This window comes from Paenibacillus sp. FSL H7-0940, from assembly GCF_037979415.1.
Classification (GTDB): domain Bacteria; phylum Bacillota; class Bacilli; order Paenibacillales; family Paenibacillaceae; genus Paenibacillus; species Paenibacillus amylolyticus.
The window spans coordinates 981,643-998,111 of record NZ_CP150280.1 but is presented as its reverse complement, the minus strand read 5'-3'; the positions used below and the strand labels follow the sequence as shown (position 1 = coordinate 998,111).

Below are 16,469 nucleotides of genomic sequence, written 5' to 3'. Positions count from 1 at the left end.
ACTTCACACAATCAGCTTATTCAAGCCGTCTTCTAATGCAGGCAGCGTCTGATTCGGGCATCCAGTTCTACAGGCGAGAACGGTTTAGTCATGTAATCATCGACTCCGCTGCGGAAACATTGACTAATCGTCTGCTCGACACGCTGTTCGGTCAACACGACAATTTTGGGTGGCTGCTCCATCTCCAGATTCTGAATATGATGGATGAACGGCAGACCATCGATGCCATACAAATTCAGTTCGGTGAGCACCAGATCTGGTGTGACTTTCTCGATCAACTCCAGTGCAGCCAGTCCATCAACGGCTTCATAGGTTTCGTATCCCTGCATCTTCAACCGCAATTGCAGGAATTCGCGTACCGTCGGATCGTTGTCCACAATCAAAATTCGTTCCGGCTCGTCCGCCGTATTGTCCAGCGTGTAGATATGAATTTCCGACGAATCTACGAGCTTCGAGGACTCAGCCATATGCTGAATAGTTGCCTTCGAAGGGCGCTCCCCTTCCGGGAAACTGGCCAGTGTAATCTGTGGATCGGCACCGGGTACAGTCTCTTGCAACTCATGTTTGATCCGAAGTCCTTCATAATGAACTTCATCCAGTGACAAACCTGGCAGCAGGACGGCAATCGTTTGGGTAGCCCCATCCTTCCACACCTGGAAGGCAGACTCACTCGTTTGCTCCAGATGTGTCCTGACCTGCTGCTCAGGTTGAGAGTTTCCTGCACAATGGATGAACATTAAGCCGCATGTTTCGGCACCCGTTTCCTTCAATCCCTGTTCTACACTTCGGTACACATTAACGGCAGCCTCACGCTGCAATGTCGCCGTATTTGGCATGTTCTTTTCCACCCTTCTCCTCGATTATCTATATAAGTCCAAAAAATATTATTTACACTGACACTCCGATGACAGAACAGCCTTTCGATCACTGTTATCCCCAGATTTTTTGATTCCTTTATACAAGGGGAAATCCGGGGATAAGCGTATGCTTTCGATGCAGCTTTCTTTCAGAAAGCTTTTAGGTGCACGCTTCGCTTCTTCAGGCTTTTTCTGCCCTCTCCGTTATCGTGTAAATGTCTAGTTGGACATATAATTGCTTTGATTATTCTTTACTTAAGCGGCTTCGCTTGTTTTCTTCTCATCCTCGGACCAGCTTTGACGTGTCATAGTACCCCATGAGTTGTTGTTTTGCATGAACTGCACATGTCCCTGCAATCTCCACAGTACGCCGAGCTGGTGGTAACCCACGAATTTCAGCGCGGAGTAGACGAGCATTTTGACCAGATCGGAGAGTTTGTTGTAACGTTTGAAAGCAATCTCCTCCAGGACAAGTGCGCCTACACTCAGCAGATAACCACTCACAAAGTTCAGCAGTCCGAACAGAACCAGAATCGGCCATTGCGTCATATCCAAAAGGACATATCCAGCGAGAGCCAGAAGTCCGGTAATCCGGAAATACGGGTTGAGCGCTTCAAAAAGGACGTTATATGGCATGGTCACCATACCCATAACCTTATATTTCGGATTGAACAACATGCCACGATTCTCGATCATGTTCTTCAGATTCCCGCGGCCCCAGCGCTTACGCTGACTGGACAAGATCCGGTAGGAATCCGGTGCCTGCGTCCAACATACGGCCTCAGGACAGAAGGCAATGCGGTACTTCAATTTGTTTTCCAGCATGTAACGGTGAAGTTTGATGATGATGTTCATGTCTTCTCCAGGATAACCATCCCGGTATCCACCTACGGCGATAACAGCGTCCTTACGGAACATACCGAAGGCACCGGAGACAATGATCAGACCGTTCATGTGACTCCAGCCAATCCGTCCGCCCAGGAAGGCTTTGAGATATTCAATCGACTGGAACATGGGCCAGATCTTGCGTGGCAGCGATACATCTTGCACTGCCCCGTTTTCAATTTTGCAGCCATTGGCGATCCTTACATCTCCACCGATGGCTACCGTCTCTTCCGGATTCTCCATATACATCCGTGCCATGCGGATGAGGGCATCTTTCTCCAGCAACGAATCAGCATCGATGGAAGAGATCAACGGATAATGGGACAGGTTGATCCCGGCATTGAGGGAATCGGCCTTACCGCCGTTTTCTTTGTCAATGACATACAGATCCGGGAACTCTGGATTATGGTAGATCCCACGAATTTTCTGACAGGCGATCTTGCCCCGAATCTTCGTATTGGGTACTGGCTTCAGACGATATTCTTCCAACAGGATATTCAGTGTCGCATCACTGGAGCCATCATTCACAACAATGACTTCATACGTTGGATAATTCAGCGTCATCAGGCAGTTCACATTTTCAATAATCGTCAGTTCCTCGTTGTATGCCGGTACCAGCAGAGAAACGGAAGGTACCAGTTCCGAGCCTGACAATGTATTGTATTTGGAATAATGCGACCGCCGGAAGATCGTCCAGATGTTACGGAACGATAAGGCCAGAATGGAAAAATAGAGCGTATTTACAAAAACAACATAGTAGATTGCGACCATGCCGTAGATTAATAGTAGATCCCTAAGCAGTGTAATCCCCTCCTACCGTAGCGACACCTGTGCGCTTCTTGCTGGTTCTGTTCTCTCGTACAGGGCCAAAATAGCGATCGTACAGCAGTCTTTTTTTGTTATGTGCAATCATCTGCTCTACAGCTCTGTCATCGGTTCTCGTGTGCTGCATGGTACTCTCAATCTGCTGCATCGCAATCTCGCGCTCAGCAACTGTACCTTGCACCGCAGCCTGACACAGCGCTTCGAATCCCGGTTCACCGAGCTTGCTCAGACTCTCCGCACTGTTATATCGAACTCTCCAGTCTTCATCCCGAAGCGCTTTGCGCAACAATGGAATGCTACCAGATGCATGCTTGTAACCAAGCGCTTGTACCACTTCGGCGCGAACTTCCGGATCGGGGTCCTGGATCAGCTTCAGGATTGTCTCATCCCGGAGTGCCGGACTTGCGCTAAGATACAGCTTCACCGCCTCGGCACGTACATCCTGATGTTCTGCGCCTACCAGTCTGTCGAGTGCAGGCATCACTTCAGGTACAGCCTGTCCCCACATGGCAACCAGTCCGACTTTGACAAAATCAGGATTCCGGTCTTCCAGCAATTCAATTAGAATTCTGCTCGTATCCAGACTCGTTTCGAGCAGAATATCTGCTGCCAGATGGTGAATGGACTTACCTTTGGTTAACAGCAAAGCGAGCATGTCTTTCAGTTCACCTTGCCGAGTCGTACATCTGGAGATGGATCGACCAATCATAATGGCCATCGGGCCCGGTTTCTCATCCTTCAGTAATTCCATCAAACCCGGAACGGCTTCGGGACAACGCATGCCACCCAAGCGATAAGCCGCATCAATCTGGCGACCATAACGCAGACGGCCCAGTTCCTTCAGATCATGCTCTACGAATCCTGCTTCACGGCACAGTGTGATTAATTTGTCGCGATACTCACCCTTGAACTGGTCGATCCATTCAATCAGTCTGTCCTGAATGACTCTGCGTTCCAGCGGAGCCAGTTTGCCTGGTGGCAATCTGAGCGGACTATTCTCGGTCAAGGCTGTTTGCAGATAGGTGAAATAGTCACGCTGCTTCAATTCATAAAATGCCGTCTTGCGTCGTTTGCCATTGTGGGACATTTTCATGGCAAACAATACGATGACGCCTACAACAACAAGTGCGATACAGATGTACAAAAACAGATAGGCCAAAGCCAAACTTGGAAACATGTGAAAAGGTCCTCCTTTATACTCATTTATTCGATCTGAAAACTAGGAATTTTTTCATAGCTCTTCTTCATTTTTTCGTAGCTTAGCTTCAGGCGTTCACTATACTGCACCTGTTCCCAAGGCTGCCAGCTATATACCGGCAATGTCTTCAGATCCAGGGTCGTCTGTTCACCCCCAGGCCAAGATACTTTCTTCGTGGCGCGGTCCGTTAACCACGGAATGAGGGCAACACCTTCCACAGTAACTGTAGAGAACTCACGTCCATTCTTGAGCGGTCCATAGTCGATCGCTTGCAGCGAACTCGGATCACCGAACCCAAGCAGCATCCAGGGAATTCGCATCTCCACTTGATTGCCGTTATACTGCCATGCCGTTAATGAATCCGTATCTGACTGACCGGGAGCTGTCGTTCCCCGTTTCAATGTTCCGACCTTTTCATTCATGAACGGTTGAGCAGATCGGGTATCCGGCGGTGTCATCCTCAGGCTAACTGCCAGATTCCATGGGTGGAACGGATTATCTGCGGAATCTGACTGCTGATCTGGCAGCATATCGTATCCTTCTTTGCCGTACAGACGCTGATTAAAGTCATAATCCTTGGCGATCTCCACCTGAGATTCTTCATCCTGCCCCAGTGTAATCACCGTCTCAAGAGCATCACTGAGCGTCCGGCCCGGGAGTAACTTGTCAGGCTGACTGCCTCCAGCAAGTGTATCGGTCCCAATTCGCAGCACTGTCTTAGCCGGGTCAAACGGTTGATCCAAGGTCAGCCCAATATACAGATAGGCTTCATCATGAGTCATCTTCATTTCCTGAATGCCGTCCACTTGGCCCTGCCAGGTCGTGACCTCTTCATCCTTCAGATCATCCCAGTCATCCAGTGATCCGTCGATGGTCAACTGTTCCTGTTTACCCGGGTCCATGGCAAGCAGACCAAACATCTTCTCGTTTGTCAGCACGTTCAACCAATATGCACGGCGATCAGCCGGGATTTCCAGTGGCATCGTGTTCCATGTTTTTTTGAACCATTCATCCTGCCACATGAACACAATTGCTCCCGAGTATCCTTCATCATAGATATCCTGCGTCAGTGACGCGTCGATATCTCCCTGCTCTACTTCGTTATGTCCACCCTGATTCCGTCCTCCCATACCCAGATGGGAAATACCAAGAGAAGAGGGTACGCCATACTCTGTAATCATTACAGGCATATGGGAAAACTCGGCTTTCAGCTTGCGCAGATAACTTTTGTACGTGTTGTACTCACCGTTCTCATCCTTGATGGTTTGGAGTGTTTTATCAATATGGAACAGATCCGGGTAATACGGGTACACATGGTAGGCTACAAAATAACCTCCCTGCCACGCCTCCGGCTGAATATGTCGGGCATCCACACTGACGAGATCCTCTTCATACAGCGGCTCGCCGGGATGATCCAGCACATCGGTCGTTACCCAGTTGGTGAAGGTCATCGGATGTTCCCACCCATACTTCTTCTCCAGGACCGCCGTATGATCCAGCAGCTCTGCGAGCCAGTTCTCGAACGGTGATGCTTCTGGACTCGCCGAGAAATGAACTCCCTTGTATTGCGGTACGTCCGCATGTTTTGCGTTTGTGTTGTCTACCATCGCCGGGTCCCATTCCGTCCCCACATGCCAGGCCATCAGGTATTTTCCAGCATTCGTTTTGTATTTGCCGCTGGACTCTCCCTGCTTGGCAGGAATGTCCGCATCGCCATAGACAGCAGATACGGCCTTTTCAATCTCCTGCTTGAACGTCTGCTCAATATGGGATGCATAGGCATCCTGTTTCTCAATCAGCTCTTCTTCAGGTGACCATATGCCCTGTATAAAATATAACGGTTGCTCCCGGCCGCGGTTATATTCGACTAATGCGGAGTAGAAAATCGGTTCGTGAACCGTGTATACCCGGATTACATTGGCTCCCAGATCCTCGATCTGCTGGAACCACCGCAAGTAATCCTCTTTGGTCAGCGGGAATTCTCCCGGGTAATGCCCCGGTGAAGTTGCGCCCAGGTTGACACCTTTGACGAACATCTCCCTCCACGTTCCATCTGGCCCGTATTCCATGAACCGGTCTCCATCGGTCTTGAATTTCATCTCCGTGCCGTTCTCCGCTGTGTACGTAACGAGCTTGGGTTGCATATAGTGCCATCCGGCAAATATCCCACCGGTCACCACCACTGCTCCTGTCAACACCGTTAATAGCCAGCGTCTTCGTCTTTGTCTGCTCATGTCTTTAGATTGCTCACCTCTCTAATATGCATCCTGCTTCAACATCGAATGGTCCAACATGAAGTTTACGAATCATTCCGCTTCGGATGTCCGCTTGGTAGAGATGTCAGCGGTGTAGTTCTCACTATAGCGCTAAGACTCTGCATTTGTATCTAGGCTGATGGAAGCAAACATGAAATGGAACATTCTGCCCATAATTCGTAAAAAGAGCCATCAACTAGCACCGGGAAGCCTCTGAGATACGTCTGATTCCCGAACACTAATATCTGCTGGAATCGCATGGTATTGGTGCCCTGCTGATCTTGCAATTCTGGAACCTATATTGTTATGTGCAACGCGGGTACAGGCAACGTTTGCCGTTTGAACACATACCCCATTAAACGCGAGTCATTATTTAAAGTTGCGGACCTTTTTACAGTATTAACCATAAAGATTACAAAATTGATACTATAGTCCGATAACGCATCAGCGATATTCCGCGTCACATCAAGGTTTTCTGAAAAATGCAGAAAATCAAAAAAGGACGTCAGTCCCCCTCTATAGGACTGTACCCATTTATAAACCTTTTACAAAAACCTAAATGAACGCCCGGTCATCACCCAGAGGTCACAGATCTCTCACATTAAATGTAAAAAAGCACATCTTATTTCCTAATTTCTGCCTCTAATATGGCTAACCCATAATTGTGTCCAATTTGCAAAATAATTCCGGTTGCCGCATTTCGAATTGTCAGATATGCTTATAAAACAAGAACACTTGTTCCATACTGTAAATAAACTGTTAATTATCGATGTTCAAATGAAGATCATTGATGCTTAACAGATGAGCTTAGCATCACGGATAAGGAGAGAAGTCTTATGCCCCGCCAAGACAGACGTGTCATCATGCTGGCAGACTGCCAGTCATTCTATGCCAGTGTGGAGAAGTCTGCACATCCCGAATACAAGGACCGCCCCCTCGTAGTCGCGGGAGATCCGGCGCGCCGTTCGGGTATTATTCTTGCGGCCTGTCCACTCGCCAAGTCCTATGGAATTACGACAGCAGAACGACTGGGCGAAGCCCTCGCCAAATGTCCGGATGTTGTTGTTGTTCGCCCCCGGATGGCCGAGTACATTCGGGTGTCCCTTCATATTACGCGTATCCTTCAGTCTTACACCGATCTGGTGGAACCCTATAGTATTGATGAACAGTTCCTCGATGTCACCGGAAGCCTGGATCTGTTTGGCAGTCCCGAGACGATTGCGCGCAGCATTCAATCGAGGGTGATGGATGAGACGGGTGTATACATTCGGATCGGCATCAGTGATACCAAAGTCGTTAGCAAGATGGCCTGCGATCTGTATGCCAAAAAAGTCCCCGGAGGCATCTGCACGCTGCCCCGCAAAGATCTGCCGTCCACCATCTGGAAAAAGCCTGTGCGAGACATGTTCATGGTTGGTTCCCGCATGGCGCAGCATCTCTACAAGATGGGCGTGCATACGATCGGTGATCTGGCTCAGACCCCACTTGCCCGACTGAGAGAACGTTGGGGTGTGAATGGCGAGGTACTGTGGCGTATCGCCCGCGGTATTGACGATTCCCCGGTCAAACCCGGGACATATGCTCATCAGCAGCAGGGAATCGGACATCAGATGACGCTGCCCCGGGACTATGACTCCTGGGAAGATATCAAAGTGGTACTGCTTGAACTGGCGGAACTCGTCAGTCGACGTTCCCGGGACAAATCACTCATGGGCCATGTGGTCTCGGTTGGATGTCGCGGACAGGATTATGATCGACCAACCGGTTTCTCCCGCCAGATGAAGGTGAATGAACCCACCAACATTACGGATGAAGTATACGATGCGGCAGCAGCTCTGTTCCTGCGCCATTGGGACGGATTACCCATCCGCCGCATCAGCGTGTCACTGACCGGACTAGTGCCTGATTCCGAAGTACAGCTGTCCTGGTTCGATGATCGTGAACGTAAAAGAGAATTGGAACGTGCCACGGATGATATCAAGCGCAGGTACGGAGAAACCGCCATTATGCGGGCATCCTCCCTCTGCTCGTCCGCGCAAGCCCATGAACGTTCTCATAAAATTGGAGGTCATTATAAATGAGTAAAAAATTGCAGCAAAACGGTATCTTCGAGTCCTCACGTATGATGCTCCCCGAACACCGGGAAGCTTACATTCTTCATCAGGAACAACTTTCTCCTCGTACCCGCCCATCCCTGGATGCCCAGGCCGCGGAAGAAATGTCCCGTTTGCTCAGTAACTCGATGATGCTTGGAGATAGGGTCACCATTACCGTGTTTCACGAACATGACGATATCCGTTACACGGGGCAAGTGCTTCGAATGGACCGTCCGGCCCGTACCCTCCGATTGCTGATAGAAGATGGGTCCCGGGATATTCAGATGAACCTCATTACAGATGTGGCCCTTGCCGATGACTGAAGGGAGATATACCCACCCCGATGTTGTGGATATTCCATGATAGATGCAGCATACCCGTTACCATGCAGGACTGTCTTCCTACACTTCCAGGTGAATACCAAAAGTAGCCGACGAGACATATCCAGACCATTCACTTCGTTCTAAAGAAGCAAAATATCAGATACGTGATTCATCGGCTACATATAAGGGTAAAGCTTCTTTTTTCTGAAAAACTTTTAGAAAAAGCTCCAGTCAAATTCCTTGGACAGACGCTCCAGCAGATGCACACCGGCAATACTGTTGCCTTTGCGATTCAGAGCCGGGCCAACAAGACCTATGCCGAATTGTCCCGGCACAAGGGTCAATATCCCTCCGGATACTCCACTTTTGGCGGGCAAGCCGACCTCGATGGCAAATTCGCCTGATGCATTATACATACCACAGGTGGTCATGAAGGTTTTGGCAATCTGAACATAGCGACGAGGGATGAGTTCTTCTCCCGTAATTGGATCTGTTCCATTATAGGCCAGAACGAGTGACATTCGAGACAGATCTGCACACGTCACTTCAATGGAGCAATGACGGAAATACACGGCAAGCACGTCTTCAACGTCATCCTTAATGACCCCGTTGTGCTTCAAAAAGTAGCCAAGTGAACGATTCATATGACCACTCTCCGATTCGGACTGGAATACCTCTTCGTTATAGCCCAGCTGATCATTATTCGCCAGTTTGCGGAAAAACTCCAGAATGCGGCGTGATTTCTCTTCCTTACAGTCTCCTCCAACAAGCGAGGACACCGTAATCGCACCCGCATTAATCAATGGATTAAATGGAATACCGGGTTCAACCAATTCAAGCTTGATCATCGAATCATAATCGTCGCCTGTGGGTTCTTTTCCTACATTAAAGAAGACTGCTTCTTCACCATGGTCCATTAAGGCCAGAATAAGGGTAAATACTTTGGAGATACTTTGCATTGTAAATGGGACACCGCAATCCCCTGCCGACACATAGTTCCCTTCGGCGTCCATGATATGTATACCAAGCTCATCCTGAGAGGCTTTGACAAGCTCCGGGATATAAGAAGCCACCTTACCCTGCCCGGTGTGCAAACGACTGGTCTCCAGCCACTCCGGCAGCAATGCATTCAGACGTTCCATGGTTGAATTGCTCATATGTCATCTCCTCCACATCTCTATATAAGCATCTTGCATGAAATGTACATGGGTGAACCCATGCACCATGGTGATAATGAGTTCCAGCCATCTCATGCAAAATGCCCTATATTATCTGATTACCCTCAAAATAGTTCCTTTACCGCTTCATTTGAAGATTTAACTCCAAAATCTCACCGGGAAGACCATCGTAATCACCTGTCCAGGTGGATACAAAGTTCTGTCTGGTCAAGATCCGGCGAGAAGCAGCGTTACCCGGATCGATAACTGCATAGAGTGATCCAATCCCTGCGGCTTGTGCCTGAATAATCAACCGTGACGCAATGGATGTGCCTTGACCTTTGCCCCAATGTTCAGGTAGGATCATGTAACCTATCTCAGCCTTGGTCGGGTCCTCCTGATCCGGAATCAATTTGGCATACGCCACACCGGCACCATCTTCACTATATACTCGGTAATGTCCACAAGTGGAACGCTCATTAAACTCCAGCATGGACTCAAATTGCGTTCTCGCCTCTTGCTCCGGTATTGCACGTTCTGTAATCTGTTTCATTACTTCCATATTGGAAACCAATGCATAATAATCATCAAAATCAGGTTGTGTGTATTTAATGAACTTCATGATGTGCCTCCTCTGGGGTACATAACTTATCTTGGTCTTGTTGAATTCACCTAGAGTATAACAGATGCGAATGATGGAATGCACACAAGGCAACACGCTTGCAGGCAGCCAGATGATCCGATAGGCCAACTAAGTCAGCAATCTGAACACTGTAGATACCAAAAAGCGGCCTCAACTGGAGACCGCTTTGTTTACTTTGTTTTTTAATTTGCTTTTTAAGATGAAGAAATATCCTCAGTTCCGTACTTCCAGTGCATGTTGTTAACTTGCCCTTGATGAAGGGTTAAGGTTCATCTGTTTTTCACGTTGACGTGCACGACGACCTTCACCTGGAGGGGTAATGATCAGTGCGAGCAACAGCGAGACAGCGCAGAGTACAGCAATCACGATGAAGGTCAGATGGAATCCGCCCAGCAGGGCGCTGATGAATGATCCAGCCAAAGCACCAAATCCAAATCCCTGATAGATCACACCATAGTTTTTGCTCTGATTTTTCAGTCCGAAGTAATCGGCCACAATCGCCGGGAATACCGTAATGTTACCGCCGAAGCAAAATGCAACGGCCGCCACACAGGCGAAGAAGATCCCGAAGGTCAGTGGAACCAGACTAAGTGTCATGACAGCTACGGCTGTAACCAGCAGCGCACCAGCGATGACTTTCATTCGTCCTACTTTATCCGACAGCGCACCGAGAATAATACGTCCTGCCGTGTTAAAGATTGCAACCATGGCCACTGCGTTCGCAGCGGTAGCTACATCAAGTCCAGCGAGTTGTACACCGATATCTTTGACAATACCGATCAGATACAAACCGCTCATACACGCCGTGAAGAAAATAACAAACAGCATGTACGCTTCTTTTGTACGCAGCATCTCTTTCACCGTGTAATCATGACGTGCTACGACTTGTTTGGATCCTTCCTTGCTTGCCGGAGCCTGTTCACGAACAACCGCTTCGCGGATCAGGAATGAACCCGCAACGACCAGAACAAGGACAATAATGCCCCAATACATAAATGCCTGAGCAGGACCAACGGCACCAATCAATGCCGTGTTCACATATTTGAACAATAAACTACCGGTACCAAAGGCGCCGACCGAGATCCCCGAGATTAGACCTTTACGCTCCGGGAACCATTTGATCAGATTAGACAGCGACGTAATATACGCTGTACCATCTGCAAAACCAACGACAAATCCAGCCAAAATGTACAGCAATGTTAGCGAAGTGACTTGGGAACTCAGAATCAGACCCAGTCCAAGCACAACCCCGGCTACACGGATCAGACGCTGAAGACCCCAACGTTCCTGCAATCGTCCTGCAAACAATGTGGCAAAAGCCAAAGCAAAACTGGTAATTGAAAAAGTTATCGCGACCGAGCTGACGTCCCATCCGAAACGATCAGACAACGGTTGATTAAATAAACTCCAAGTATAGATGGTTCCAAGACCCATTTGTACAATGATGGTCCCCAAAACAATAAGCCAGCGATTCATTTTTGTAGGTGCAGATGTTGATTCAGGTGTTGATGAAACGGATGAAATGGTTGCTTTCATCGTGATCTCCCCTTTGCCGATGTCATATACATGAATGCGTTCACAAGCTAATCATACATGAAAGGGGATTCATCACACCGTTTTGAGCATGAGTTGCATCAGATGCGGAATGAAATGCTTCTAGATGCGCATGAGTTGCCTGAATTCTTTGACCTTCCCACGACTCACGGGCACTTCAGCTTCCAAATCGCGCAGACGGAGCAGATACGTATTGTTGAACCAAGGTACAATTTCACGGATTTGCGACAGATTTACGACGTACGAACGGTGGCAGCGAAAGAACGTATCCTGTGGCAGACGGCTGTGAAAATCCGATATGCTCACTGGCATGGTAAACTCCCCATTTTTGGTATATACCTTCGTCACTTTCTCTTGTGCTTCCGCATAGTAGATATCTGCCGTATCCGTAACAATAATATTGTCATTCCGCAGCAGATTAATTCTTCTGTCTGTATGGGAATTCGTATCTCGTTCTCGTACCAGTTCACCATGCGCAGCAGATCCGTCCGCCGTAGGGGCTGGTCCATCCTCAACATGTTGCTCCACCGGCGCATGATCACGTTTGAATGCAAGTTCCAGCTTATGGAGCATTGCAGCAATTCGTTTTTCGTCATACGGCTTCAGAATATAATCAAACGCCTCCAACTCAAAGGCTTCCGCTGCATGTTCCTTATACGCCGTAGTAAATACAATGTAGGGTTTCGTTGCAAACTTCCCAATATGATGGGCCAGCATCATACCGTCCAGCGAGGGAATATTGATATCAAGGAAAATGACATCTACTTCTTGTTCCTGCAAAAATTTCAGTACATCCAGCCCGTCTTCAAGGCGGTCCACCACTTCAATCTGACTATGTTCCTGGATTAAATAATTCAATTCCTCACTTGCCAGAATCTCGTCTTCCACAATAAGAGCTCTCATTGATCCATCATCACCTTGTTACGACATCTCCTTTGGGCACATCAAATAAAATATCGGTTCCTTGTTCCAGCCGTGTAATGGTTACACCTTGTCCGTAGATGAGCTTGACCCGGCGATGCACATTGTATAGCCCGATCTGGTTACCAGGCATACGGTCATGGTAAACACGTTCAATTATATCTGCACTGATCCCTGCTCCTGTATCACTGACACTGATTCGCACAAACTCCGGATAATCCTGTACCCGAATTCGAACAGTCCCGGGTCCTTTGACCTTGAGAATGCCATGAATAATTGCATTTTCGACGAGCGGCTGGATAACGAGACTCGGAATATGCACCGCGACCTCATCAATGTCATAGATCACGTTAAGTCGGCTTCCAAAGCGAGCTTTCTCAATCTCTACATAATTACGGACCTGCTCCAGTTCCTTATGAATATCGATTAACTCATCCGACAGCTCCAGATTGTAGCGCATGTACCCGGATAGGTTCACAATCAGCTCGCGCGCTCGATCCGGTTTGGTTCGGATGGACGATGCAATCGCATTTAATGCATTAAACAGAAAATGAGGATGAATGGTTGTCTGTAACGCACGTAGCTCTGCTTTGTTGGCAGCAGCCTTGATCTCTTCTACCCGCGAAACCTCCATCTGGGTCGAGATGATCTGCGACAGACCTACAGCCATCGTTTGTAATGGATACGTAATTTTGTACGCTTTGCGATAATAGATTTTGAGCGCACCTGTAATGTCTCCTCGTTCTTTGAGCGGAATGATTAACAGCGAGTGGATATCGGGTGTTTTTTCATCAATCACATCATTACTGATCGTAATCTCCCCGCTAGATATTGTCTTCTTGGTCATCTCACTTATAATTTCATTACCGATATGATATCGTTCCTCGCCAAATCCTACATAAGCCAGTACATTCCGGGTATCCGTAATTGCAACCGCGTCAGCCTGAATATCCTCCTGAATAATCCGGCAAATTTTGCGCAGAGAATCCTCATCAATCGAACGGAAATAAGGCAAGGTTTTGTTTGCAATCTCCAGTGCCAGCTTCGCCTGACGAGCTGCAATCATCTCTTTTTCCCCTTCGACACTCTGTACCAAGAGCACAATCAGCCCAATGTTGACTTCACCCAGAATCATAGGCAGCGCAATCTGCGAGACAATATCGGCACCCAGTGGATCGGGATAGGAAAATAGCAGGATTAATAACATCGTGAGTGCTTCACAGATCATTCCAGCACCAATACCGATGATCCACCGCTTGGGCTTGGGCGTGTACTTATGTATATATCCAGAGACCAGACCTGCCAGGATACTCGTGATCAGACACGGTATAGCTGTGACTCCATCCATATCAATCAGATACCGATGCACCCCGGAGACAATACCCGTAATAATACCCACAGGCGCTCCGAACAAAATACCACCCGATAACACGGCGATGATCCGCACGTTTACCAGTGAACCTTCAACATTAATGCCCGTATATGTCCCGAAAATGGCAAAAGCACAGAATAACAAGGTAACCGCAATAGACTCCTGCCACCTTAATTTCCCCTTTTGCAGAATTTGCCTAAACCTCGGCACCCTCGACAGAAAGAATAAAAATATAATCAACAGCGCCGCCCGTTCAAATAAACCCAGCAGCATCGTAAACATTTCCAATCGTACTTCCTCCACATCTGTTTGAAAAATAAAATGCATACCGACACAGCCACGCCTTTTTGAAAGAACATCTAGGACATTAATCCATAAAGCTCGTATGCACCAGTTTACCGCTCCCCCCGGAGGAAAGCAAAGTCCATCCTGTGAAAAAAACATCAACAAGACAGCACCATGCATGCATATGATAGTTCATCCCTTAACTTCTATGAAAATATCCGACTCCAGAAAAACCTATGTTATAATTAGTTGTCATGTTATTCCAATTATTCCCGATCGCTCATCGGCGATTGTCCTGCGAATAATCTTAAGCATCTCAACTCTGACACTCATCGTTCAAGTCTACAACCTTAAAGGAAACCCATATAACTTTATTTTAATATTCGTATTTATCGCTTCATTAATAGCCACTCGTTCTTTTATCGGTACGAACAAAAACAGATAAAAATAAAAACAATAGGCCATGGCAGGCTCTATACGATCTGAAACTAATCCAAAAAGGCCAACCAGACGTACCTGGTTGACCTCAAGTCCAAAATTCATGAAAAATTTCGCCTGATAAAATAACTTGGTGTGCAGCTCCAAGCATGGCAATAACTGTTGACCAAATTGCTACCATAAGGAGAATACGTTTTGTCGTCCGGGTCGTAGAGCTCCCAGAAGGTGTCCGCTCCATCCTTCAGCATACCGCCCCAATACCTTCGGATCTGCTCCAGTGCCTTCTCCTCTTCCCCGCACATTATTAATGCATCAACATAATGATGAACCATGTACGGCGTGGTCATGCCAATAGCTTCTTCGTTACTCATTAACCGATCAAGTAATTGCCGGGAAGCTGGAGCATCCATGATCTCAGCCAGTACCATCCATACTTGCGATGCCCAGGATACCTGTCTTTTTTCACCACTGACGAAAAAGCTCTGCTCACCATCCCACAGATATGTGAGGGCTGCTTGCTCAGCGTCTTTGATGTGTGCGTTAATCCATTCCTCATACTCCGGCAGCCCTATTTCTTTGGCAATCGATCTGCCCCTTTTCATACTATAGATGAGCACTGCCTGAGCACCCGCCTGTTTATTTAATTCTTCATGCCAGTCCAGAAAACAATACCATGTATCGTCATCCCTTACGATGCCCCGCTCATCAAGTCGTTTAAGCCCAATCTCAATCTGTTCTCGAGCCACCGGCCAAAGTTCTTCCAACGTTTCCCTGTCCTTCGTAGCTTCAAAATAGTCCCATAATGTCGCAATAAAGAACAACGCATAGTCATATAGGTAAATGTCGTCCACGTACGGTTCCGGTTGTTCGTACAAACAGGCTCCTACTTGGCCTCCCTCCAATCTTGTTCCGGCAAAGAGATAGAGACAGCGCTTGACGAGATCATTACAGCCGAATGTTTCATAATTGACGAGGGCCTGAAGGCGAAGATCTCCGATCCATAAACGTCGATCGCGCTTCGGTCCATCTTCGAATACCATCTGCATGCAATCCCGGAGTGTCTTCACGGACACGCGATCTATTTCCAGCAGCTCCGTGTCGATACTTTCAGGCAATTGAGGTACTGCCCCTATGTCTGCTGAGGTCACCGTCAAGCAATATATATCGTTAATTCGAATATCGTAACGGATCGACGTTTCTACCACCTCGATTTTAAGATACCGAAAGGCATATCGACGGTTCAGTGTTAGCGTGCCAGGTAACACGTCCACATTCACGATCTCATCTTGAAGCCATGAACGGCTAAGCCAACCCGAATATTCTGCAAAATCATCACCGACCTCACAGGGCATTTCTCCAAATGTGAGCTTCAACCTGAGAGGTGCATCTGCATTACTGCGCTCGTTAAGAAGCGACAAGGTCAGATAACCGACGAGATGCTCCCCGAAATCCAGCGTAACACTGTCTCCCTTGCACAGCACTTGATCCGATAAGTGTTCTGCTAAGCCTATTGGTTCGATACGCCATCCCTGAAAAGCTGACGCATCCGGAACTGCGCTCACGATATGTTCCGGATAGACCTTTTGCTGGCGAAGCTCCGGCATCAGACCCTGCGCTTTTTCCAGCCAGGCTGTGTTTATCACTTTTTCACTCATTGCAG

Annotated in this window: 12 protein-coding genes; 2 read left to right on the top strand and 10 right to left on the bottom strand. The window is 47.9% G+C overall.

The genetic code is table 11. The features are described from left to right. Nucleotides 1-32: 32 nt before the first annotated feature. The 4 genes from MHB71_RS04235 to MHB71_RS04220 form a co-directional block, all read right to left on the bottom strand. Complete coding sequence (locus MHB71_RS04235; RefSeq protein ID WP_076250918.1) at nucleotides 33-836, bottom strand: response regulator; 804 nt, start codon at nucleotides 834-836, stop codon at nucleotides 33-35. A 276-nt stretch (nucleotides 837-1,112) separates the two neighbouring features. Continuing rightward, nucleotides 1,113-2,513 carry a glycosyltransferase gene (locus MHB71_RS04230; RefSeq protein WP_174806433.1) on the bottom strand — a complete coding sequence of 467 codons (1,401 nt, stop codon included), beginning with the start codon at nucleotides 2,511-2,513 and terminating at the stop codon, nucleotides 1,113-1,115. 22 nt (nucleotides 2,514-2,535) lie between these two features. Continuing rightward, a complete protein-coding gene (locus tag MHB71_RS04225) occupies nucleotides 2,536-3,744 on the bottom strand; it encodes a HEAT repeat domain-containing protein (RefSeq protein ID WP_340028894.1) in 1,209 nt (402 codons plus the stop codon). Between the two features lie 26 nt (nucleotides 3,745-3,770). Further along, entirely contained in the window at nucleotides 3,771-5,999 is a 2,229-nt protein-coding gene (locus MHB71_RS04220; protein WP_340028893.1) for a hypothetical protein, read from the bottom strand. An 857-nt stretch (nucleotides 6,000-6,856) separates the two neighbouring features. On the opposite strand from MHB71_RS04220, the gene MHB71_RS04215 reads away from it, so the two are divergent. Both MHB71_RS04215 and MHB71_RS04210 read left to right on the top strand, forming a co-directional pair. Continuing rightward, nucleotides 6,857-8,101 (top strand): DNA polymerase IV, encoded by a 1,245-nt coding sequence (locus MHB71_RS04215; protein ID WP_340028892.1) that lies wholly within the window; start codon nucleotides 6,857-6,859, stop codon nucleotides 8,099-8,101. Then, a complete protein-coding gene (locus MHB71_RS04210; protein WP_340028891.1) occupies nucleotides 8,098-8,439 on the top strand; it encodes a YolD-like family protein in 342 nt (113 codons plus the stop codon). Before MHB71_RS04215 ends, MHB71_RS04210 begins: the two co-directional genes overlap by 4 nt. Nucleotides 8,440-8,654: 215 nt before the next feature. Here the strand turns inward: MHB71_RS04210 and glsA are convergent, their stop codons facing one another. The 6 genes from glsA to MHB71_RS04180 form a co-directional block, all read right to left on the bottom strand. Further along, a complete protein-coding gene (gene glsA, locus MHB71_RS04205) occupies nucleotides 8,655-9,596 on the bottom strand; it encodes a glutaminase A (RefSeq protein ID WP_036614565.1) in 942 nt (313 codons plus the stop codon). A gap of 139 nt (nucleotides 9,597-9,735) precedes the next feature. After that, nucleotides 9,736-10,218 (bottom strand): GNAT family N-acetyltransferase, encoded by a 483-nt coding sequence (locus MHB71_RS04200; RefSeq protein WP_047843670.1) that lies wholly within the window; start codon nucleotides 10,216-10,218, stop codon nucleotides 9,736-9,738. Nucleotides 10,219-10,479: 261 nt separating this feature from the next. Beyond that, nucleotides 10,480-11,715 (bottom strand): OFA family MFS transporter, encoded by a 1,236-nt coding sequence (locus tag MHB71_RS04195; protein WP_036675050.1) that lies wholly within the window; start codon nucleotides 11,713-11,715, stop codon nucleotides 10,480-10,482. Nucleotides 11,716-11,895: 180 nt separating this feature from the next. Then, nucleotides 11,896-12,696 (bottom strand): LytTR family DNA-binding domain-containing protein, encoded by an 801-nt coding sequence (locus tag MHB71_RS04190; RefSeq protein WP_047843671.1) that lies wholly within the window; start codon nucleotides 12,694-12,696, stop codon nucleotides 11,896-11,898. Nucleotides 12,697-12,706: 10 nt separating this feature from the next. Then, nucleotides 12,707-14,368: a sensor histidine kinase gene (locus MHB71_RS04185; RefSeq protein ID WP_235431634.1), complete on the bottom strand. Its 1,662-nt coding sequence runs from the start codon at nucleotides 14,366-14,368 to the stop codon at nucleotides 12,707-12,709. 542 nt (nucleotides 14,369-14,910) lie between these two features. Then, nucleotides 14,911-16,464 (bottom strand): sugar hydrolase, encoded by a 1,554-nt coding sequence (locus MHB71_RS04180; protein WP_340028890.1) that lies wholly within the window; start codon nucleotides 16,462-16,464, stop codon nucleotides 14,911-14,913. Nucleotides 16,465-16,469 lie beyond the last annotated feature (5 nt).

Bases quoted from the DNA above. Each gene is read 5' to 3' on its own strand.
- MHB71_RS04235 (WP_076250918.1), bottom strand. From the start codon at position 836: ATGCCAAATACGGCGACATTGCAGCGTGAGGCTGCCGTTAATGTGTAC.
- MHB71_RS04230 (WP_174806433.1), bottom strand. From the start codon at position 2,513: ATGGTCGCAATCTACTATGTTGTTTTTGTAAATACGCTCTATTTTTCC.
- MHB71_RS04225 (WP_340028894.1), bottom strand. From the start codon at position 3,744: ATGTTTCCAAGTTTGGCTTTGGCCTATCTGTTTTTGTACATCTGTATC.
- MHB71_RS04220 (WP_340028893.1), bottom strand. From the start codon at position 5,999: ATGAGCAGACAAAGACGAAGACGCTGGCTATTAACGGTGTTGACAGGA.
- MHB71_RS04215 (WP_340028892.1), top strand. From the start codon at position 6,857: ATGCCCCGCCAAGACAGACGTGTCATCATGCTGGCAGACTGCCAGTCA.
- MHB71_RS04210 (WP_340028891.1), top strand. From the start codon at position 8,098: ATGAGTAAAAAATTGCAGCAAAACGGTATCTTCGAGTCCTCACGTATG.
- glsA (WP_036614565.1), bottom strand. From the start codon at position 9,596: ATGAGCAATTCAACCATGGAACGTCTGAATGCATTGCTGCCGGAGTGG.
- MHB71_RS04200 (WP_047843670.1), bottom strand. From the start codon at position 10,218: ATGAAGTTCATTAAATACACACAACCTGATTTTGATGATTATTATGCA.
- MHB71_RS04195 (WP_036675050.1), bottom strand. From the start codon at position 11,715: ATGAATCGCTGGCTTATTGTTTTGGGGACCATCATTGTACAAATGGGT.
- MHB71_RS04190 (WP_047843671.1), bottom strand. From the start codon at position 12,696: ATGAGAGCTCTTATTGTGGAAGACGAGATTCTGGCAAGTGAGGAATTG.
- MHB71_RS04185 (WP_235431634.1), bottom strand. From the start codon at position 14,368: ATGTTTACGATGCTGCTGGGTTTATTTGAACGGGCGGCGCTGTTGATT.
- MHB71_RS04180 (WP_340028890.1), bottom strand. From the start codon at position 16,464: ATGAGTGAAAAAGTGATAAACACAGCCTGGCTGGAAAAAGCGCAGGGT.